Here is a 20,189-nt window from a genome sequence, read left to right as displayed (position 1 = left end):
CCGACGATCACGTCCGGGAGGCGCCCGGGGCCTCTTCTTTGCGCAGGGTGGCTACGGTTCGTCCCCGGCCCAGGTCCAGCGGGGAACCTCGCGGAGCGGATGGAGTTCGTCATCGCTCGCGGCGTTGGAGTTCTGCAGGGCCACCTGGGTGCCGAACTCGACGTGCTCGAGTACGGCAGCGCGGAAGTCCGGGTCGTCGGTGAGCCCGACCTCGTCGAGGGCGCTGGCGTACAGGTCGACGAAGCGCCGGCGCTGGCGCTCGGTGATGTGTAACCCGCGATGCACGTCGATCAGATGCTGGAATCCGAGCTCGCGGCTGAACCGGTCGGGCCCGCCGAAGGACTCGGCCGTGAACGCCGTCAAATGGTCCACGTGCTGTGGCTGGCCGGCGCCGAACAGCGGCTGGAGCAGGTCGTCGGCGAGTACGAGCGCGTAGAAATGCTCCTCCAACCGGTGCAGGCCCTCTTCGCCGCCCGCGAATTCGTACATCGTCGGCACCTGATCAACGCTACCGGCAACGGCCGCCCGGTGCGGAGGCTTCGCCCCGGCCCTTCAGGACGCGCTGCCGGCCGAGGAACCTGCGGTCAGGCTCCGGCGGCCCGTGCCAGCTCCAGGTCGGCCGCGTTCGCCAGCGCCTCGCTCAGCCTCTCCCGCTGCTCGCTGGTGAGCTCGGCGGCCGCGACCTCGGCCAGCAGGACGCCGGCCCGGGCCCGGTCGTCGAGCCGGATCGCGAGCTCGGCGCCGTAGACCAGCGCTTCCACCAGGTCGGTGACCGGCGCCGACTCGCGGTGCTTGATCAGCGCGCTGTCGAGGATCCGGGCGGCCTGCGGGGTGTCGCCCTTGGAGTCGCTCAGCACGACCGCGTTGCGCATGGTCTTCGCGAGCTGGCTGGACGGTTCGTCGGTGCCGGCGTCGGCGGCGTCGGTGTTGTGGAAGATCCGGATCCAGTTGCCGCCGGGGTCGACGACCGAGAAGCCGCTGATGTTGCCGACGTTCTTGCGCTTGCGCGGCCTGGTCATCCGCGGACGGCCGGAGACCAGCACCTTGCCGTGCACCGCGCGCATGCCGGCGGCGAAGGCCTCGTAGAGCGCCAGGGTGTCCTCGACCAGGACCACGCACGACCCGTACGACGCCTCCGGGTCGAAGCCGTCCAGCCCGAAGAACTGCAGGTTGAAGTCTTCGCGCCGGAGGCCGACGCACGGGTAGGGCTTGGCCTGCCGGTAGGTGCGCTCGAAGCCGAGCATCCGGTAGAAGTCCTCGATCTCGTCGATGGAGCGGCAGGGCAGCAGGGGGACGGTGATCTCGCCGGCCATGGCTTCTTCCTCACGCGTACGGGGTGGAGGTAACTCTGTACAGCGTACGGCAAATAAGCGAGGAGCGCTTCGCGGGTCCGCTGTGGGACGGTGGCAGGGTGGAGGAAGCAGTCGAGTGGCTGCTGGGATCGGACGAGCCCGGCATCCGCCTTCAGGCACGACGCGACCTGCTGGACCAACCGGGAGCCGAGGCGCCCGCCGACATCCTGGCCGGTCCGAAGGTGACTGCGCTGCTGGAGGATCAGCGGTCGGACGGGAGCTATGGCCAGCGCGTGAACATCCGCCGGTATGCCGGCACCTCGAGGTCGCCGGAGGACCTGATCGGGATCGACCGGGTCGACCTGACACCGGACGTCGGAGGCACGCTGTGGCGCACGTTGTCGCTGACCGAGCTCGCCGTACCGCCCGATGCCCGGATTCAGGCGTCGGCCGGCTTCCTGCTCGACGCCACCCTGGCGGCCAGGCCGCCGCGCGTCATCGACGGCCTGGCACGGACCTACGGGTTCGGCCCGGGCGGAGCACTGCTGATCGCCACGCGAATCGGGCTGGCGGATGATCACGCACCGCGACGATCGTGGAGCGGCTGATCGAGTGGCAGTGGCCCGACGGCGGCTGGAACTGCCACCTCAAGGCGTCGGGGCGGCGCTCGTCCTTCCACCAGTCGCTGCTACCCGCTCGCGGCCTACGGGAGTACGCCCTCGCGACCGGGAACCCGGCAGCCGCGGAGGCAGCGGACCGGGCGGCCGAGCTGTTCCTGCAGCACCAGCTCTACTTCAGCACCGGCACGGGAATCCCGAGCAAGCAGCGCCCCAACCCGCGGCCGGCCGGAGCGATCATCGATCAGCGCTGGACCAAGCTCGGCTATCCGTCGTACTGGCATTACGACGCGCTCGCCGCGCTGACCTTCCTGACCGCCGACCGCAGCATCACCGACTCCCGCGCCGACCTCGCCCTGGACCTGCTCGAACGCAAGCGCCGCCCCGACGGGCGCTGGGCCGCGGATCGCCAGTGGTGGGTCCCCCCGGGGCACCGGTTCGAACACCAGGTGGAGGTCGTCGACTGGGGAGTCGCCGGGGTGCCCAACGAGATGATCACGCTCAACGCGCTGCGCATCCTGCGCGCGGCGGGGCGATGGAGTCATGACGGGTTGCGGCACCAGTAGGCTGCCGCCGTGATCGAGGAGCGGGTGCGGCGCAGCGCCCGGGTGCTGCTGGTCGACCCGGCCGACCGGATCCTGCTCTTCTCGGTCACCGACGACGGCGCCACCCGTTGGTTTGCGCCCGGTGGCGGCCTGGTCGACGGCGAGACGTACCCGGAGGCGGCGGCCCGCGAGCTGTGGGAGGAGACCGGGCTGACGGTCGATCCCGCCGACCTCGGGCCCGAGGTCTGGCACGGCCGGCCCTGGGCATCGGTCCGGGAGGGTGTTCCGTACCGGAACTTCCAGCACTACTTCCTGCTCCGGGCGCCCGCGTTCGAGATCGACACGTCGAGGTTCGAGGCGCTGGAACGGGCGGCGATCGACGGCCATCGGTGGTGGACCGTCCCACAGCTTCGGTCCACCACCGACTGTCTCCGCCCGGCCGGTCTGCCCGACCTGCTCAGCGACCTGCTGAGCGGCGGGGCGCCGGCCCAGCCCGTCCTCGTCTCCGGCTAGTCAGACCCGCTCGAGCTCCGGAACCGGCTCGGGATCGGGGTCGACCAGCGGGGCCTCGCGTCGCGGCAGCAGGGCAACCACCAGACCCGCGGCGGCCACCGCGACGGACAGGAACAGTCCCGGCCGGAACTGCGCCAGCATCTCCTGCGCCGACGGCGCCGCGGCACCGTGCCCGCCGCCGATCACCAGGGCGGTCGTCACGGCCAGCACCAGCGCCGCGCCGACCTGGGTGCTGGTCTGCAGCAGTCCGGCGGCCAGCCCCTGCTCGGAGTCCTTGATCCCCGAGGTCGCCTGCACGCTGATCGACGGGAAGCCGAGTGCGAAGCCGACGCCGAGCAGGATCACCGACGGCAGGATGTCGGTCAGATAGTTCGGGCTGGTCCCGACCCGCAGGAACAGGACGTAGCCGAGAGCCAGTGCACCCAACCCGATCATGATCAGCTTCCGGCTGCCGATCCGGTTGATGAACCGGTCCGCGAACGGTGCCGTGAACGCCACCAGCAGGCCGGCCGGCAGTAGGGCGAGGGCCATCGACAGCGGTTGCCAGCCGAGCACCGACTGCAGGTAGAGGGTGACGATGAACTGGAAGCTCAGGTACGAGCCGAACAGTGCCACGATGCTCAGATTGGCCCGGGCGACCCAGCCCTGACGCAGGATGCCGAACCTGATCAAGGGATGCCGGACCTTGGTCTCGATCACACCGAATGCGGCCAGGATCGCCGCAGCCAGGGCGAATCCGCCGATCGTGCGCGGATCGGCCCAGCCGACCTCCGGCGCCGACACGAGGGTATAGACCAAGATCAACATCCCGGCGGGCAGGGTGAGCGCTCCGGCAAGATCATGACCGCCGCCGGGCTCCGGCCGATCCTTGGGTACGAAGATCGCGCCCATGATCACCGCGATCAGGGCGAACGGCACCGAGAACAGGAAGGTCCAGCGCCAGCTCACGGTCGTCATCAGGCCGCCGACGATCAGGCCCAGCGAGTAGCCGGAGGCGCCGAAGGTGGAGAAGATCGAGATCGCCTTGTTGCGGGACGGGCCCTCGGCGAAGTTGGTGGTGATGATCGAGAAGCCGGTCGGCGCCGTGAACGCGGCGGCGACGCCCTTGACGAAGCGCATCCCGATCACCAGCAGCGGATCGGAGACCAGGCCGCCGATCAGCGAGGCCACGGCGAACACGGCCAGGGCGATCAGGAAGATCCGGCGCCGGCCGAGCAGGTCGGCCAGCCGGCCGCCGAGCAGCAGCAGGCTGCCGTACCCGAGCACGTAGCCCGAGACGATCCACTGCAGGGCCGCCGTGTCGAGGCCGAGTTCCTGGCCGATCGAGGGGAGTGCGACGCCGACCATCGAGACGTCCAGCCCGTCCAGGGCCAGCACGACGCTGACCACCAGGAGCAGGATCCAGCGGCTGCGGGGCCACCGGGCGGGTTCCGCGGCGACGGCCGCGGCGGAAGCAGATGAAGTCACGATTCGAGAAGATATATGCGTAAGCATCGAATGCGCAAGCATCTTATGAGGTTGCATGTTATTCGGTTGCGTGGTAGGAATGGGGTTCATGAACGGTGCGGTTGCCGACACGGGACTGGTCGAGCGTTGGCGCGAGTTGCAGGGCACCTATCTGCGGACGTCGATGGCGATCGATCGCGCCCTGACCGCCGAGCACGGCATCGGGCTGAGTGAGTTCGAGGTGCTGGATCTGGTGCACGAGGCGCAGGATCCGGACCAGCCGTGTCGGATGAAGGACCTCAGCCAGCTCACCTCGATGACCCAGAGCGCGTTGTCGCGCGTGGTCGACCGGCTCTACAAGGCCGGGCTGGTGGATCGGATGACCTGCGACGACGACCGGCGGGCGCTGCTGGTCGGGCTGACGGCGGCGGGCAAGAAGCTCCACACCAAGGCGGTCGTGTCACATCGTCGCCTGCTCGCCGAACACCTGGACTGACTCCGGGTCAGGCGCCTCCGGCCCAGAAGTCGATCATGAACTCGACGGCCTTCCGGACGGTCGCCGTCACCCGCTCTCCGGTCGTCGGGCCGGAGCCCGAGACGAGCCCCACGGCCCAACCTCGTTGATCACCGCTGCGGCGGAGCGCGTTCAGTGCCGCGGCATCCAGGGTCCCCGGCGAGTGATCATCGGAGAGCACCACGACAGCCGCCCGATCGGCTCCGGTGCGGGCGACGGCGCGGGTGATCCGCCCGCGGAGTCCGGCCTCGTCCTTGATCAACCTGACGGCGTCCGCGGGCCGGTGCCGGCGGACCAGTTCCCGGATCGCGAGTTCGCCGGCGCGGGCGGCTTCCCCGGAGTCCGTGACCAGGACGACCGCCGCCCGGTCCTCCGGTACGTCCTCGGCGAGGGCTCCGAGCCGTCGGCGCAACGCCGGGGTCAGGCCCCGGCGCAGGGCTGCCGCCGGGAGCCGCCGCCGGACCATCGCTGCGGTGTCGTCGTTCGCCGGGACCTGGCGCGCGAAGGCGTTCAGGTCGGCCAGCCGGCGCCGGGCGGCGTCGCCGAGCAACCGGCCCACCGCCTCCGGGTCGACGTCGTCCAGGCTCGACCCCGGGTAGTCCTGCCCCAGTGCCCGGTCGAGCAGGTCGAGGTCCGCGGACTCGGCGATCGGGTCGAGCACCTCGGCGAAGAGGTAGAGGGCCAGTCGGTCGTCGGGGCGGTCCGGGTCGGTCCCGCTCCGGAGCACGGTGAGCCGCCGGTGGAAGGCGGCGATCGCGGCGAGCCAGTCCGGTCGGCGCGCGGCGGATCCGGTCCAGGCCGCGACGAGCCGGCGCCGCGCGGGCTCGTCGAGTACGGCGAGCAGCCGGTGCTGGGCGGACCGGCGCCAGGCGAGTTCGTCGGCCAGGTCGCCAAGATCGGGCGTGGCAGGGTCGGTCCGGGAGCCCAGTGGCCGCAGCCGGGCGTGATCTTGATCCGTGCCGAGCCGGCGGGTGCCGTCGTCGACCAGCGTTCCGAAGTGCTCCAGGGCCATGATCATCTCGGCGACGTCGGTGCCGGCCAGGGCGCCGAGCTCGCGTACGGCACGGTCGACCAGGACGGCGAAGACCGACCGGTGGACGGTGTCCGCGGCGTCGGCGAAGATCGCCTCGGCCGCCGCCGAATGCCAGCGCCGGCTGGACAGCACCTGGTACGTCGCGGCGGCCGACTCCGGCAGTTGCCGGAGCTCCGCCTCCTCGAGCCGGGCCAGGTCGTCCGGGTCGGCGAACAGGGTGTGCAGCTCCACCCGTACCGCATCGTCGACGACCGGCGCGACCGCGGCCAGGACCGGATCGATGGCCAGCACCCGGTCGACGGTGGCCCGTCGGGCGGCGACCCGCGGCCGCAACGCGTCCAGCCCGGTGAGTCCGGCCGGATGCCCGTACTTGATCATGGTGCTGACGGCCCGCTCGACGGTCGCGCCGTCCAGGACCAGCTCGGCGACCAGGTCGACCGCCGGCCGGGAGGTCACGGCGTGCCGGCCTGGCTGGCCGCACGGTAGTCGTTCATGGTCCCGGTGCGCTGCCGGACCAGTTGGTGCCGAGCGGCGAGGCCCTCCAGCGCGAACTCGACGGCACCGGCCGCGAGCCCCGGCGTCTCGGCACCGTCGTTGACTCCGAGTTGCTTGAGCAGGTGAGAGAACCGGGGCACCGTGCCGAGTTGATCAAGGAGATCCCGCGAGCCGGTGTCCGGACCGGATTCGACGGTCACGCCGGCGTCGATCCGCGCCCCGACGATCGTCAGGTCGGCGTCGGTGAGCCGGGACCGGCAGGTCTGCGCGATGGCGTCGTCCAGCAACTCCTCCAGCAGGGAACGCTCCTGTTCCAGGTCCCCGTCCGGAGCATGCAGCCGGAGGTTCGCTCCGGTCAGCAGGGTGGCCAGATCCGAGGGGCGCGCGATGGCGTCCTCCTGGCACAACGAGGCCCGCCGGGCGGCCGAACCGCCGAGCAGTTCCAGGGCAGCGATGCCGAACCGGACGCTGCCGGCGTGTTCCGGGTCGAAGGTGGTGGTGTCGCGGACCGCTCGGGCGAACCGGGCCACGATCTCCACCAGGTAGTCGGGAATCCGCGGGATGAAGAGGTTGGAGTCGAGTGGTCCGATCACCGATCGCCGGCGCAGCACCTCGATCTCGTCCTCGAGGGTCGGCGGATAGTGGGTGGTCACCGTGCCGGCGAACCGGTCTCGCAGCGCGGCGATCAGCCGGCCGTCCTCCTGGTAGTCGTCCCGGCCCATGCTCGCGACGACGAGCACGTCGAGCGGCAGCCGGCTCGCGTCCTCGGCAACGGTGAGCTCGCGGCCGGACAGGATGCCGGCCAGGGCGGACTGCACCCGTGGCGCCAGCGCACCAAGATCATCGATGATGATCACGCCGCGGTTCATCGCGGGCAGCAGCCCGTGCCCGGCCGCCGGATCATGATCACCGAGCAGATCGGTGACCGTGGTCGCCGCCGTGGCGCGCAGTTCGGCCAGCCGGGTGTCCCGGTGGACCCAGTCCACCGGGGTGTCGTCGCCGTGCTCGGCGATCAACGCCTCGGCCCAGCGGCTCTGCGGATTCATCGGGTGTTCGTGCAGGACGCTGCCCTCGATCACCGGCGCCCACACGTCGAGCAACTCCCGCAGGCCGCGCAGCAGCGTCGACTTGCCCTGGCCGCGGTCGCCGATCACGATCACGTCGTGCAGGGCGAACAGCGAGCGCTCCAGCTCCGGCAGCACGGTCGCCTCGAACCCGATCAGGTCGGGAACGGTGGGCCGCCCCATGCTGAGTCGTGCGACGAGGTTGTGCCGGATCTCGGTCCTGACGCTGTGGTACCGGTAGCCGGCGCCCCGCAACGCGCCGAGCGTCGTCCGGCCCGGTGCGGCCTCGGGCCCGCCCGGCATGCCGTACTCGTCGAATCCCCCGGACATGTCCATGCCGCTGCAGGTTACCCGTCGGTGGCGTTCGGCATGCCGTCCGTCCGGCGACGGCCCTGGACGATCGTGATGAGGCCGAGCGTCCCGACGGCGACGAGCCCGGCCAGGACGGCGCCGGAGATCCGCCCGGTGACGCGTTCGTGGCACTCCGCGCCGATCAGCCGGGCGGTGTCAGTGCCGGCCCTGTGCTGTCGCGCCGCCCGGGTCACCACGTCCTCGTCGAAGAGCAACGGAACGCCACAGGAGAGTTCCATGCGGTTCACGTCGGAGGAGTACGTCGGCGGAATGATCAACAGGAACAGCCCGATCAGGGCCGCGGCCAGGACGATGAGTCCGGCCCGGCTTCCTCGTGCTCTGGCCACCGCGGGAGGCTAGCAGTCCCGGCCGGCGGGAGCCCGGATGGACAGGCCGTTGTGCACCGGCCCCTCAACCCGCAGAATTACTGCTATACCGAATCTTGTTTCTGGTCGTGTCCAAAGGAGGATCCATGGCCATCGAGGTTGTCGGACGACGCAGGTTTCTGGGCGGCTCACTCGCCGCGGGTGCCGGGGTGATCGGATCGGGGCTCGCGACGCCGACCCGGGCCCTGGCGGCGCCGGGACAGGAGTACCTGGGCACCCCGATCACCGGGGTCACCACGGCGGGGATGGGCTTCACCCAGGACGGTCGCGGGCGGCCGCTGGCGGTGATGATCGCCGGCGGGACTCCGTCGATATTCAGCGTGGTGGACGCCGTCAGCGGCGAGTTGATCAAGTCCGAGGCGTTGTCCTCGGTGAAGCAGGCGTGGACGTACAAGACGGCGCCGGACGGCCGGGTCTACATCGGCACCCAGTCCAGCGGTCGGGTGCTCCGGTTCGACCCGGACGACCGCACGCTCAGCGTGATCAAGGACCGGCCGTTCGGTCAGACCCACTTCTGGGCCACCGCGGTCACGGCCGACGGCCGCGTGCATTTCGGCACCTACCCGGACGGGAAGGTGATCACCTACGATCCGTCGACCGACACCTGGATCGATCAAGGACAGGTCGTCCCCGGCGCCCAGTACGTCCGCAGCCTCGGCACGGATGGCACGATGCTGTACGCCGGCACCGGGACCGTGCCGCGGGTGGTCCGGCTGGATCCGGCCACCGGACAGACGGCGGAGATCGCGCTGCCGGCCGACGTCGCCGGCGAGTCGTTCGTGTACGACCTCGACGTGGCCGAGCACCTGCTGTTCGCGCGGCTGAGCCCGTCCTCGGTGCTGCTGGTGTACGACCTGACCCGGGACCGCTGGGTGGACCGGATCCCGAACGTGGTCGGGCTGCACGTGTCGTCGGCCGCCGACCTGGTGACCGCGGACGGGCGGCGCCGAGTGGCGTTCTATTCGCCGACCGGCGGACCGGTGACCGGCTACGACCTCGACACCGGCGAACGGCATCCGACCGCGCTGACGACGACGTACGCCAACCGGGACTGGGCCTGGCTCCGGCTGCCGGGGCTGCCGCGGCAGACCCTGATGACCGGCAACAGCCTCGGTGATCTGGCCGCCTTCAACCCGATCACCCACGAGGTGCGGACCCTGCGCAGCCAGGCCGTGGGGACGCCGTACATCATCCGTTCGCTCGGCACCGGCCCGGACGGCGACGTCTTCGTCGGGGGCTACCTGACCCCGCGCGGGGTCGCCCGGGTCGATCCGGAGACGGGCGCGACGACGCAGCTGGCCTGGAGCGCGCAGGTCGAGGGGATGACGGCGCACGGCACGGACCTGGTGCTCGGCGTCTATCCGCACGGCAAGCTCTATCGCTACGACGCCACCCAACCCTGGTCGTCCGGCGTCAATCCTGGTGCACCGGTCGACATCGGCCAGGCGCAGGACCGGCCGGTCGCGCTGACCCCGGCCGGCGACCTGACCGCCGTCGGCACGGTTCCCGAGTACGGCCAGTTGGGCGGGGCGCTGTCGCTCTACGACCGGGCGACCGGTGCGGTCGACGTGTATCGCGACGTCGTGCCGGCGCAGTCGGTCGTGACGCTCATCCATCGCGATGGGATCGTCTACGGCGGTACGGCGATCTGGGGTGGCCTCGGCATCGAGCCGACCGCGACCGAGGCTGTACTGTTCGGCTTCGACCTGGCGACCCGGACGGTGATCTTCTCGCTCGTGCCGGTGCCGGGCGAGACCAGCATCGGCGGCCTCGCCTTCGACGACACCGGAGCGCTCTGGGGTACGGCGACCAACACCCTGTTCCGGTACGACCTCGCGGCCGGAACCGTGACCCAGCGGAGGACGTACTTCCGGGCCGATCCCGCGGTCGAGTACTACACCGGTCACGGCCTGTTCTGGCATCAGGGCCGGCTGGTCGGCAGTACGGCCGGAACGATCTTCAGTGTCGATCCGGCCACCCTGGAGCTGACCACGATCGCGACGAACATGACCAATCTGGCGATCGACCGGCTCGGCCACCTCTACTACTCCAGGCGCGGCACCGGCGAGCTCTACCGCTGGACCAGCACCTGACCGGGAGTCAGCCGGGCTGGATCGTCAGATTCGCCATGTCGACCACGGCGCGGTAGCCGATCGCCTCGTAGATCTTGTTCGAGATCGGGTTGGCCTGGTCGGTGAACAGGCACATCCGGGTCCCGTCGGCGAGGCCGCGGGCGGTCAACTCGGCGACGACGTGGGAGGCGATGCCGCGGCCGCGGTGCTGCTTCGGCGTATAGACCGGGCCGATCCGGCACACCCCGAAGGCGGGCGGATTGACGCCGGTCAGGTGCGCGGGCTCGCCATCGGCATCGATGAACAGCCAGAACCGGCGGCCGGCGAGAATCTGCTGCCGAACCACTTCGCGGTCGCGGGTGCTGAACTCCGGCTCTCGACCGCCCTGCTCGGCGGCGTCACGGTTGAAGGCCTCGCACCAGTCCACGACGAGGTCGTCGTCGGCGGGCTCGGCCGGGCGCAGGGTCCCGGCTGGCGCCTTCGGCCGGGTCACCTCGCGGCACTCGAACAGCCGGGAGTGCATGGCCACCTCGACGGTCCCGCCCTCGCGTCGTACGGTCTCGTCGGCGATGACGCGGGCCGCGGGCAGGGCTCCGTTGCAGCCGCCCGGATGCTCGCCGCGATCCAGCAGCGTGGTCGCGAGCAGGCGGGCCGCCGGGTCCGGCATCGGCAGCACGAACATCGGATGCGGCGGGTTCGCCATCGTCCGCATGGCGGCGCTGATCACCGTACCGCCGTCGCTGATCGTGGCCCACCAGCGCGGCCAGTCCGGGTCGGGCGCGCCGTCGGCCCGCTCCCGTACCGTTCGCTCGCTGATCGTGGCGACCACACTGCCGGTCACCGGGTCCTTGGCGAGCACGGTCTGGGCCACGGCCAGGAACTCGGCCGGGTCGGTGAAGAACTGGACCTCCATGCTGCGGACCCTAAATCTCGCACCACTCCCGCACCCAGTGATTTTCCCCTCCGGCCGATCGTGCCCTGAGCCTGTCGAAGGGCCAGGCCCGATCGTGCCTGCCCTTCGACAAGCTCAGGGAGCGTTGTGGCCACTTCCCTGCCCCGCCCAATCCGCCGCCGACCGTCACTTGCTTCGTGCCCGGTCGGCGGGTTTTTAGAGGCGGAAGACGGTCTTGGGGATGGTGGTGACGAGGTCTTGGGCGATGGTGTGGGCCTCGGCCAGGTCGAGCTGGTGGGTGGCCACCAACTCGGCCAGGTAGACGGCGTCGGTGCGGCGGGACATGTCGTGCCGGGCCGGGATGGACAGAAAGGCTCGGGTGTCGTCGATGAAGCCGGACGTCTTGTAGAAGCCGGCGCTGTCGGTGACCGCGGCCCGGTAGCGGCCGATCGCGGCCGGGGTGTCCAGGAACCACCACGGGGCACCGGCGTAGACGCTCGGGTAGAAGCCGGCCAGCGGGGCGATCTCCCGGGAGAACGTGGTCTCGTCGACCGTGAACAGCACCAGCCGGAAGTTCGCGTCGGTGCCGAAGTCGTTCAGGATCCGGCGCAGCGGCTCGGTGTAGCCGCCGACCGCGGGAAGATCATGACCGGCGTCGGTCCCGTAGCGGGCCAGCGACGGGGCGTGGTGGCTGCGGTGCACGCCGGGGTGCAACTGCATCACCAGGCCGTCGTCGGCCGACATGGCGGCCAGCTGGTAGAGCAGGTTCCGCCGGTACGCGACGCCGTCCTCGACGCTCGCCGTGCCGGCCAGACCGGCGGCGTGGATCCGTTCCGCCTCGTTGTCCGGCAGCGGCGTGCCCCAGGCGTCGAACGGGCCGTTGTCGGTGGCCGTCGCGCCGTGCTCGATGAAGTAGCGGCGGCGGGCCCGCAGCGCCTCGATCAGTCCCCGGTACGAATCCGTGCCGGACCCCGCGGCCTCGGCGAGCCGGGCCAGCCGGTCCGGCCAGCCGACGACGCTCGGGTCCAGGTAGCCGTCGGCCCGGAACGTCGGCAGCACCCGGCCGGTGAACGTCGGGTCGGCGGCCAGCGCCCGGTGCGCGGCAAGATCATCGGCCGGGTCGTCGGTGGTCGCCAGAACGTTGATCTTGAAGCGGTCGAACAGTGTTCGAGGGCGGAACTCGTCGCTCTGCAGCAGCTCGGAAAGCTCGTCGTACAAGCGATCCGCGGACTCCTCGCTCGGCCGTACGGTGACGCCGAGGATCTCCGCCAGCTGCGACTCGAGCCAGTAGCGGACCGGCGTGCCGGCGAAGACGTACCAGTTCCGGCAGAGCAGCCGCCAGATCTCCCGGCCGTCCGGAGGTGTGGCGGCATCGCCCCGACCAAGATCACCAAGGCTCACCCCGGTGGCGTGCAGCAGGCGCAGCACGTAGTGATCGGGAGTGATCAACAACTCGGCCGGGTCGCCGAACGGCGCGTTGTCCAGCAACAGGGCCGGATCGACGTGCCCGTGCGGCGAATAGATCGGCGCATCGGCCACGGGCTCGTACAACTCCCGGGCCAGGGCACGGATCGTGGGATCGGCCGGGAACAGCCGGTCCGGGTCCAGTTGCAGTATCTGCGCGGCGGTCTCGGTCACACGCGGTCCTTGTCTCTTGAACGTTCGGCAACAACAGGCACGGGGGCAGGTCCGGAGGAGGACCGGATGGTCAGGTGGGTCGGCACCAGGGTCAGGCTGCGCCGCGACTGGGCCCGGCCGACCAGCCCCGGATTGATCTGGGACAGCAGCATCGTCGTCGCCACCTGGCCGACCCGTTCGATCGGTGCCGTGCACGTGGTCAAGGGCGGATGGCAGAACGAGGCGCCGAAGATGTCGTCGCAGCCGACGATGCTCAGCTGGCCGGGTACGTCGATGCCGCGGGCCCGGCAGCGTTCCAGCATCCCGATCGCGATCAGGTCGTTGAAGACGATGCAGCCCGTCGCCTCGGCATTGAGTACGGCCTCGACGGCCGGGCCGCCCGACGTCATGGTCGGCGCGAACGGCCCGAGCCGGACGATCTCGAGACCCGGCCGGGCCGACAGTTCCTCGGCCAGGGTCTTCCAGCGCAGCCCGTTGGAGAAGGAGTTGACCGGGCCGCCGAGGTAGGCCAGCCGCCGATGTCCCAAGGCCAGCAGGTGATCCAGCGCCTGCCGCAGCGCGGTCGGGGTGTCGATCACGACCGTCGGCACGGTGCCGGCGTTGCGGTTGATCGTGACCATCGGCCGGGTCCGGTGGGTCGCGATGATCTGGTCGTCGGTCAGCCGGGAGGCGGTCAGGATGACGCCGTCGGTCGCCGTCCGGAGCCGGTCCAACGCCTCCGCCTCGACCTCGGCCGACTCCTCGGTGTCCACCAGCAACTGGGTGTAGCCGGCCGCCTTCAGCTGGTGCTGGGTGCCCCGGATCAGGTCGAAGTAGAACGGGTTCGTGATGTCGGGGACGAGCAGCGCGACGGTCCGGGTCCGGCCCGACGAGAGGGCGCGGGCCTGGGTGCTCGGCACGTAGTTGAGTTCGGCGGCGATCTTCTCGATCCGTTCCCGGGTGCGCGCGTTGACCCGGCCCGGGTTGTTCAGCGCCCGGGAGACCGTGGACGCGGCGACGCCCGCCGCGGCGGCCACATCGCCGATCGTGGCCGGTCGGTCAGCCCCGCCTGCTTCTGACAACGCCTCGATCCTCCTCGATCGCCTCGATTCGGTACGGGCCCTCGGGTTCCCGCTCCCGACTCGGCTCGCACAGGCAGAAAAGCACACTCGGCAACCGGTGACAAACGTTTGCCATGACTTGCCAGCTTGGCGGTGCCCGGTCGACCTTCCCGCATCGGGGGAGTTCCGGCTGCGAACACGCGGCGCCAAGTCCCCCGTTGCGGGCGATTGGGGCCGGTGGCCGGAGGGCACTAGCATGAGGTCCTTACTGCGCGCGAAAGGTGTCTCGTGTCCCAGCCTCCCGGTGATCTGACGGCGGCCGGCGTTCCGAATCCGTTCAACACGCTCGGCCTGACCTTCGACGATGTGCTGCTGCAGCCCGGCCTCAGTGACGTGAATCCGTCCGAGGCCGATACGACCTCGCGGGTGTCCCGCCGGATCTCGATCAAGGTGCCGCTGCTGTCCTCGCCGATGGACACCGTCACCGAGTCGCGGATGGCGGTGGCGATCGCCCGGCAGGGCGGCCTCGGCGTCATCCATCGCAACCTGTCCATCGAGGAGCAGGCGCACCAGGTCGACGTGGTGAAACGGTCCGAGGCCGGCATGGTCGACGAGCCGATCACCATCTCGCCGGACGCGACGATCGGCGAGGCCGACGCGATGTGCGGCCGCTACCACATCTCCGGCGTCCCGGTCGTGGACGCCGACCTGAAGCTGCTCGGCATCGTCACCAACCGGGACATGCGGTTCGAGACCGATCCGACCCGGCTGGTCGGCGAGGTGATGACCAAGATGCCGCTGGTCACCGGCCACGTCGGGATCAAGGGCGACGAGGCGATGAAGCTGCTCGCCCAGAACAAAATCGAGAAGCTGCCGCTGGTCGACGACCAGGGCCGGCTGCGCGGGCTGATCACGCTGAAGGACTTCGTCAAGTCCGACCAGTTCCCGAACGCGTCGAAGGACGACCAGGGCCGGCTCCGGGTGGCCGCCGCGGTCGGCTTCTACGGCGACGCGTGGAAGCGGGCGATGGCGCTGATCGAGGAGGGCGTCGACCTGCTCATCGTCGACACCGCGCACGGGCACTCGCACGGCGTGATCGACATGGTGCGCCGGCTGAAGGCTGAGCGGGCCGCCGCGGGCGTCGACATCGTCGGCGGCAACGTCGCCTCCTACGACGGGGCGAAGGCGCTGGTCGAGGCAGGGGCCGACGGCGTCAAGGTCGGCGTCGGGCCGGGCTCGATCTGCACCACCCGGGTCGTCTCCGGCGTCGGCGTGCCGCAGGTGAGCGCGATCTACAACGCCTCCCGGGCCTGCAAGCCGGCCGGGGTGCCGGTGATCGGCGACGGCGGCCTGCAGTACTCGGGCGACATCGCCAAGGCGCTGGTGGCCGGCGCGGACACGGTGATGCTCGGCTCGCTGCTGGCCGGCTGCGACGAGAGCCCGGGCGAGTTGATCTTCGTCAACGGCAAGCAGTACAAGGCGTATCGCGGGATGGGCTCGCTCGGCGCGATGGCCAGCCGGGGTCGCCGGACGCCGTCGTACTCGCGGGACCGCTACTTCCAGACCGACGCCGACTCCGATGATCATCTGATCGCCGAGGGCATCGAGGGCCAGGTGCCGTATCGGGGCCCGCTGGCCGCGGTGGCGTACCAGCTGGTCGGCGGGCTGCGGCAGTCGATGTGGTACGTCGGCGCGCAGACGGTGCCCGAGCTGCAGCAGCGCGGGACGTTCGTCCGGATCACCTCGGCCGGGTTGCGCGAGTCGCACCCGCACGACATCCAGATGACCGTCGAGGCGCCGAACTACTCCGGCAAGTAGCCGCTGCGGACGTAGGAGATTCGAGGAGTTCATGATCGACATCGGTCGGAGCAAGCGTGCCGAGCAGGCGTACGCGTTCGACGACATCGCCATCGTCCCGTCCCGCCGGACCCGTGGTGAGGAAGAGGTCTCGCTGACCTGGCGGATCGACGCGTACACGTTCGACCACCCACTGATCGCGGCGCCGATGGATTCGATCATGTCGCCCGCGACGGCGATCGCGGTCGGCCGGCTCGGCGGGCTCGGGGTGCTCAACCTGGAGGGCCTCTGGACCCGGTACGAGGACCCGGAGCCGCTGCTCGAGGAGATCGCGTCGATCGCCGACCCGATCGAGGCGACCCGGCGGATGCAGCAGATCTACTCGGCCGAGATCAACCACGAGTTGATCTTGAAACGGGTGGCCGAGATCAAGGAGGCCGGCGTGCCGGCCGCCGGCGCGCTGTCGCCGCAGAACACCGCCGAGTACGCCAAGGCGGTGGTCGAGTCGGGCGTCGACTACTTCGTCATCCGCGGTACGACGGTCTCCGCCGAGCACGTGTCCTCGGTCCGGCAGCCGCTCAACCTGAAGCAGTTCATCTACGAGCTGGACGTGCCGGTGATCGTCGGCGGCTGCGCCACGTACCACTCGGCACTGCACCTGATGCGGACCGGAGCGGCGGGCGTGCTGGTCGGCTTCGGCGGCGGTGCCGCGTACACGACCCGTTCGGTGCTCGGCGTGGCGGTGCCGATGGCGTCGGCGACCTCGGACGTCGCGGCGGCCCGGCGGGACTACCTGGACGAGTCCGGCGGTCGCTACGTGCACGTGATCGCCGACGGCTCGGTCGGCCGGTCCGGTGACATCGCGAAGGCGATCGCCTGCGGCGCCGACGCCGTGATGGTCGGTTCGCCGCTGGCCAAGGCCGAGGAGGCGCCCGGCCGCGGCTACCACTGGGGCCCGGAGGCCTGGCACGCCGAACTGCCGCGCGGCGAGCGGGCGAAGTTCGACACCGTCGGCACGCTCGAGCAGATCCTGCGCGGCCCGTCGACGGTGCCGGACGGGACGATGAATCTGGTCGGCGCGCTGCGCCGTGCCATGGCCACCACGGGCTACACCGACCTCAAGGAGTTCCAGCGGGTCGAAGTGGTCCTCGGCTGACGCTGTCTCCTCGATGGACGGACGCCTGAACGTCGACCAGCGGGCTGCGGCGCTGGTCGAACTGCCCAAGACGCGGTACGACCTCGTCGTCGTGGGCGGCGGCGTGCTCGGCGCCGGGATCGCGCTGGACGCCACCACCCGCGGCCTGCGGGTGGCGCTGATCGAGGCCGTCGACTGGGCCGGCGGGGCATCCGGCCGGACCGGCAAGATCATGGCCGGGCGGCCGCGCACCCGGACCGAGGATCTGCGCGCCATCCCCGTCCTGCGCCGGGAACGGACCCGGCTGCTGGACCGGCTGGCGCCGCACCTGGTCCGCCGGGTGCCGATGCTGCAGCCGGTCGCCTCACCCTGGGACCGGGTCGCCATCGCCGCCGAACTGATCGCCCAGGACGCTCCGGTGCCGCGGACCGGCCGGGCCGGGCTGCTGCCCGCGCACCGGCAGCTGCCGCGGCGGTCGGTGCGCCGGATCGCGCCGGCACTGCGGCCGGAGTTGATCACCGGCGGTGTGCAGTACTTCGAGGCGGAATGCGACGACGCCCGGTTCGTGCTGGCGCTGGTCCGGACCGCCGAGTTGTACGGCACCACGCTGGCCCATCACTGCCCGGCACTCGAGTTGATCACCACTGACGGTGCGGTGACCGGCGTCCGGGCCCGGGACGAGCTGTCGGGTGAGGAGTTCGTGATCAACACCGCCACCGTGGTGATCGCGGCCGGGGCGAACACGCCGACCCTGGTGGGGGACCGGATCTCGCTGCCCCGGATCGAGCGCCAGCGGCGGGCCTATCTGGTGCTGCCGCGGGACCGGATCCGTGCCTCCACCGGGATTCTGCTCGCTGATCATGGAATCTCGCTGGTGCCCTGGGGTCGGCACTGGATCGTCGGGCCGTCCCGGTCACCGGTCGGCGACGGGCCGATCCGGCCGTTCGATGATCATGACCTCCGGCTGATCCTGGACGCCGTCAACCCGCAGCTGGCCCGGGAGCTGGGTCCGGCCGACGTCTCGGCCGGTTATGCCGGGAGTCATCCGGTGATCACCGACGGCGCCGGGCGAGATCGAGATCAGTGGGTCGGCACCGCCCCGGGCCTGGTGACGGCGGTGACCGCCGAGGCCGCCGGCTATCGGGACCTCGCGGCGCGCGCCGTCGACGCCGCCGGCGGCCTGATCGGCGGGCTGGTGCCGAAGCCGATCACCGACCGGGTGCCGCTGCTCGGCGCCGACGGCTACTTCGCCCGCTGGAACCAGCGGCACCTGCTGGCCCGCCGGGCCGGGCTGCACGTCGCCCGGGTGGAGCACCTGCTCCGCCGGCACGGGTCCGCGCTCGACCCGGTGCTGGAGTTGATCATGGATCACCCTGAGCTGGCCCGGCCGCTGCTCGGCGCCGAGGACTACCTGGCCGCCGAGGTCGTCCACGCCGTCACCCACGAGGGCGCGGTCACCGTCGACGACGTCCTGTACCGCCGCACCGGGATCGCGTACGAGACGGTCGACGGAGGCCGTACCGCCACCACCGCGATCGCCGACCTGATGGCGCGCTGGGCGGGCGGAACGGCGGACGCACCCTGAGCTTGCCGAAGCATGTCCTGAGCCTGTCGAAGGGGGCCGAGCCGGATCGGGCCTTGCCCTTCGACAGGCTCAGGGAACGTTGTGGCCGGTCCCGACTTGTCGAACGGGCTGGACGACTCTTCACACGCCGTTCAGGGCCTGGCCGCGCACCGGCGCCGGAATTGATCATCTTCCGTTGATCGATTGGGATGGTGAGCACCCGGGGGATCGGCAGCACTCGACGGACCTTCCTGACCGTGACCGGCGCGGCCGCCGCGCTGGCCCTGGCCGGCAACCTGCCGGAGATCGAGCCGGCCCGCGCTGCGGCGCCGAGCTCGGGCCGGCCGCGGGACCCGTTCACCCTCGGCGTCGCCTCCGGTGATCCGCTGCCGGATGCCGTGGTGATCTGGACCCGACTGGCCCCCCGGCCGCTGGAGCGATTCGGCGGGATGGACTACCGGCCGGTGCCGGTGCAGTGGCAGGTCGCGGAGGACGAGCGGTTCAGCAGGATCGTCAAGGAGGGCGTCGCCGAGGCCCGGCCGGAGGCGAGCCACGCGGTGCACGTCGACGTCCGGGGGCTGCGGCCGTGGCGCGAGTACTGGTACCGCTTCCGGGCCCACGGGCAGCTGAGCCCGGTCGGCCGGACCAAGACAGCCCCGGCTCCCGACGCGGCGATCCCCGAACTGAGTCTGGCGTTCGCGTCCTGTCAGGCCTGGTGGGAGGGCTGGTACACGGCTCATGCCGACCTGGCCGCCCGGCAGCACGACCTGGTCGTCTTCCTCGGCGACTACATCTACGAGTTCGGCATCGACCGCGGGGTCCGGCCGCACTCCGGCGAGGACTACGTCACCCGGGAGACGGTGACCCTGGACGAATACCGCAACCGGTACGCCTCGTACCGGATGGACCCGGACCTGCAGGCGGCGCACGCGTCGGCACCGTGGGTCGTCACGATGGACGACCACGAGGTGATCAACAACTGGGCCGACGAGGCCCACCCGAGCGCACCGCCGGCCCAGTTCCTGGTCCGCCGGGCCAACGCGTTCCGGGCCTACTGGGAGCACATGCCGCTGCGGGCGGCCCAGCAGCCGCAAGGTCCGGACCTCCAGCTCTACCGCCGTTTCCGGTACGGGAAGCTGGCCGAGTTCAGCGTGCTGGACACCCGGCAGTACCGCTCCGACCAGGCGTACGGCGACGGGTCCAAGCCGCCCGGCCCGGAGACGAAGGACCCGGCCCGGACCCTGACCGGCGACGCGCAGGAGAAGTGGCTGCTCGACGGCTGGGCCGCTTCCCGGTCGCGGTGGAACGTGCTGGCCCAGCAGAACGCGCTGGCCCGGCTCGACGTCCAGGACGGCGCGGGCGTGGTGGTGCCGATGGACACCTGGGACGGCTACGAGGCCTCCCGCAGCCGGGTCCTCGGCGGTGCCCGCGACCGCAACGTCCGCAACCTGGTCTCGATCGGCGGCGACCTACACCGCAGTGTCGCGTCCGACCTCCGGCTCGACTTCGACGATCCCGACTCGCCGGCGGTCGGCACCGAGTTCGTCGGCACCTCGATCAGTTCCGGGCTGGACGGGATGGACCTCGACCCGGGCGGCGCGACGCTGCTCAAGGAGAACCCGCACATCAAGTACTGCAACTTCCAGCGCGGGTACGTCAGCTGCAGTGTCACCCCGGAGCGCTGGATCAGTGACTTCCGCGTGGTCGACAAGGTCACCGTGCCGAACGGCACCGTCAGCACCCGGGCCAAGCTCCTGGTCGAGGACGGCCGCCCCGAGATCCAGACCCTGTGAGG

18 protein-coding genes are annotated in these 20,189 nt (G+C 70.9%); 9 read left to right on the top strand and 9 right to left on the bottom strand.

Translation table 11 applies throughout. The annotated features are described in order from the left end of the window. Positions 1-51 precede the first annotated feature (51 nt). Together BKA15_RS11555 and BKA15_RS11550 are read right to left on the bottom strand one after the other, a co-directional pair. Positions 52-489 (bottom strand): group II truncated hemoglobin, encoded by a 438-nt coding sequence (locus BKA15_RS11555; RefSeq protein ID WP_179750883.1) that lies wholly within the window; start codon positions 487-489, stop codon positions 52-54. Between the two features lie 95 nt (positions 490-584). Further along, positions 585-1,313, bottom strand: a complete 729-nt coding sequence (locus tag BKA15_RS11550) for a DUF8817 family protein (RefSeq protein ID WP_179750881.1) — start codon at positions 1,311-1,313, stop codon at positions 585-587. A 23-nt stretch (positions 1,314-1,336) separates the two neighbouring features. On the opposite strand from BKA15_RS11550, the gene BKA15_RS34815 reads away from it, so the two are divergent. Genes BKA15_RS34815 through BKA15_RS11540 form a run of 3 tightly spaced genes read left to right on the top strand, consistent with a single transcriptional unit; the run spans position 1,337 to position 2,967 of the window. Then, positions 1,337-1,900 (top strand): hypothetical protein, encoded by a 564-nt coding sequence (locus BKA15_RS34815; protein ID WP_218871227.1) that lies wholly within the window; start codon positions 1,337-1,339, stop codon positions 1,898-1,900. Beyond that, positions 1,888-2,475: a hypothetical protein gene (locus BKA15_RS34810; protein ID WP_218871225.1), complete on the top strand. Its 588-nt coding sequence runs from the start codon at positions 1,888-1,890 to the stop codon at positions 2,473-2,475. Before BKA15_RS34815 ends, BKA15_RS34810 begins: the two co-directional genes overlap by 13 nt. 9 nt (positions 2,476-2,484) lie before the next feature. Continuing rightward, complete coding sequence (locus BKA15_RS11540) at positions 2,485-2,967, top strand: NUDIX hydrolase (RefSeq protein ID WP_218871223.1); 483 nt, start codon at positions 2,485-2,487, stop codon at positions 2,965-2,967. On the opposite strand, the gene BKA15_RS11535 is transcribed toward BKA15_RS11540, so the two are convergent. After that, positions 2,968-4,434, bottom strand: a complete 1,467-nt coding sequence (locus BKA15_RS11535; RefSeq protein ID WP_218871222.1) for an MFS transporter — start codon at positions 4,432-4,434, stop codon at positions 2,968-2,970. Positions 4,435-4,522: 88 nt separating this feature from the next. Between BKA15_RS11535 and BKA15_RS11530 the strand changes: the two genes are divergently transcribed. Further along, entirely contained in the window at positions 4,523-4,909 is a 387-nt protein-coding gene (locus tag BKA15_RS11530; RefSeq protein ID WP_218871220.1) for a MarR family winged helix-turn-helix transcriptional regulator, read from the top strand. A 7-nt stretch (positions 4,910-4,916) separates the two neighbouring features. Here the strand turns inward: BKA15_RS11530 and BKA15_RS11525 are convergent, their stop codons facing one another. From BKA15_RS11525 to BKA15_RS11515, 3 genes are read right to left on the bottom strand one after another with little or no spacing between them, the layout of a single operon-like run. Continuing rightward, a complete protein-coding gene (locus tag BKA15_RS11525; RefSeq protein ID WP_179750875.1) occupies positions 4,917-6,416 on the bottom strand; it encodes a vWA domain-containing protein in 1,500 nt (499 codons plus the stop codon). After that, positions 6,413-7,855, bottom strand: a complete 1,443-nt coding sequence (locus BKA15_RS11520; protein ID WP_179750873.1) for a magnesium chelatase ATPase subunit I — start codon at positions 7,853-7,855, stop codon at positions 6,413-6,415. Before BKA15_RS11520 ends, BKA15_RS11525 begins: the two co-directional genes overlap by 4 nt. An 11-nt stretch (positions 7,856-7,866) precedes the next feature. After that, positions 7,867-8,217, bottom strand: coding sequence for a hypothetical protein (locus BKA15_RS11515; RefSeq protein ID WP_179750872.1), 351 nt, complete (start codon positions 8,215-8,217; stop codon positions 7,867-7,869). A 125-nt stretch (positions 8,218-8,342) separates the two neighbouring features. On the opposite strand from BKA15_RS11515, the gene BKA15_RS11510 reads away from it, so the two are divergent. Continuing rightward, the gene (locus BKA15_RS11510) at positions 8,343-10,349 is read left to right on the top strand and encodes a hypothetical protein (RefSeq protein WP_179750870.1); all 2,007 of its coding nucleotides are present in this window, start codon (positions 8,343-8,345) and stop codon (positions 10,347-10,349) included. A gap of 7 nt (positions 10,350-10,356) precedes the next feature. Here the strand turns inward: BKA15_RS11510 and BKA15_RS11505 are convergent, their stop codons facing one another. The 3 genes from BKA15_RS11505 to BKA15_RS11495 all read right to left on the bottom strand — a co-directional run bounded on the left by BKA15_RS11505 (position 10,357) and on the right by BKA15_RS11495 (position 13,874). After that, complete coding sequence (locus tag BKA15_RS11505; protein WP_179750869.1) at positions 10,357-11,241, bottom strand: GNAT family N-acetyltransferase; 885 nt, start codon at positions 11,239-11,241, stop codon at positions 10,357-10,359. Positions 11,242-11,436: 195 nt separating this feature from the next. Next, the gene (uxaC, locus tag BKA15_RS11500) at positions 11,437-12,858 is read right to left on the bottom strand and encodes a glucuronate isomerase (RefSeq protein ID WP_312878959.1); all 1,422 of its coding nucleotides are present in this window, start codon (positions 12,856-12,858) and stop codon (positions 11,437-11,439) included. Further along, positions 12,855-13,874: a LacI family DNA-binding transcriptional regulator gene (locus BKA15_RS11495; RefSeq protein ID WP_312878958.1), complete on the bottom strand. Its 1,020-nt coding sequence runs from the start codon at positions 13,872-13,874 to the stop codon at positions 12,855-12,857. Before BKA15_RS11495 ends, uxaC begins: the two co-directional genes overlap by 4 nt. 312 nt (positions 13,875-14,186) lie before the next feature. On the opposite strand from BKA15_RS11495, the gene guaB reads away from it, so the two are divergent. From guaB to BKA15_RS11475, 4 genes are all read left to right on the top strand, one after another. Next, the gene (gene guaB / locus BKA15_RS11490; protein WP_179750865.1) at positions 14,187-15,716 is read left to right on the top strand and encodes an IMP dehydrogenase; all 1,530 of its coding nucleotides are present in this window, start codon (positions 14,187-14,189) and stop codon (positions 15,714-15,716) included. 31 nt (positions 15,717-15,747) lie between these two features. Next, positions 15,748-16,851, top strand: coding sequence for a GuaB3 family IMP dehydrogenase-related protein (locus BKA15_RS11485; protein WP_179750863.1), 1,104 nt, complete (start codon positions 15,748-15,750; stop codon positions 16,849-16,851). Between the two features lie 13 nt (positions 16,852-16,864). Further along, positions 16,865-18,415 carry a glycerol-3-phosphate dehydrogenase/oxidase gene (locus BKA15_RS11480; RefSeq protein ID WP_179750861.1) on the top strand — a complete coding sequence of 517 codons (1,551 nt, stop codon included), beginning with the start codon at positions 16,865-16,867 and terminating at the stop codon, positions 18,413-18,415. A 188-nt stretch (positions 18,416-18,603) separates the two neighbouring features. Further along, positions 18,604-20,187 (top strand): alkaline phosphatase D family protein, encoded by a 1,584-nt coding sequence (locus tag BKA15_RS11475; RefSeq protein ID WP_179750859.1) that lies wholly within the window; start codon positions 18,604-18,606, stop codon positions 20,185-20,187. Positions 20,188-20,189: the final 2 nt, after the last annotated feature.

Origin of the sequence: Microlunatus parietis, from assembly GCF_013407955.1 — a bacterium.
Lineage (GTDB): Bacteria > Actinomycetota > Actinomycetes > Propionibacteriales > Propionibacteriaceae > Microlunatus > Microlunatus parietis.
Note: the sequence above shows the minus strand (reverse complement) of the source record. Positions and strands in the feature narration are given on the sequence as shown.

Bases quoted from the DNA above. Each gene is read 5' to 3' on its own strand.
- BKA15_RS11555 (WP_179750883.1), bottom strand. From the start codon at position 489: ATGTACGAATTCGCGGGCGGCGAAGAGGGCCTGCACCGGTTGGAGGAG.
- BKA15_RS11550 (WP_179750881.1), bottom strand. From the start codon at position 1,313: ATGGCCGGCGAGATCACCGTCCCCCTGCTGCCCTGCCGCTCCATCGAC.
- BKA15_RS11530 (WP_218871220.1), top strand. From the start codon at position 4,523: ATGAACGGTGCGGTTGCCGACACGGGACTGGTCGAGCGTTGGCGCGAG.
- BKA15_RS11520 (WP_179750873.1), bottom strand. From the start codon at position 7,855: ATGGACATGTCCGGGGGATTCGACGAGTACGGCATGCCGGGCGGGCCC.
- BKA15_RS11510 (WP_179750870.1), top strand. From the start codon at position 8,343: ATGGCCATCGAGGTTGTCGGACGACGCAGGTTTCTGGGCGGCTCACTC.
- BKA15_RS11505 (WP_179750869.1), bottom strand. From the start codon at position 11,241: ATGGAGGTCCAGTTCTTCACCGACCCGGCCGAGTTCCTGGCCGTGGCC.
- BKA15_RS11485 (WP_179750863.1), top strand. From the start codon at position 15,748: ATGATCGACATCGGTCGGAGCAAGCGTGCCGAGCAGGCGTACGCGTTC.
- BKA15_RS11480 (WP_179750861.1), top strand. From the start codon at position 16,865: ATGGACGGACGCCTGAACGTCGACCAGCGGGCTGCGGCGCTGGTCGAA.
- BKA15_RS11475 (WP_179750859.1), top strand. From the start codon at position 18,604: ATGGTGAGCACCCGGGGGATCGGCAGCACTCGACGGACCTTCCTGACC.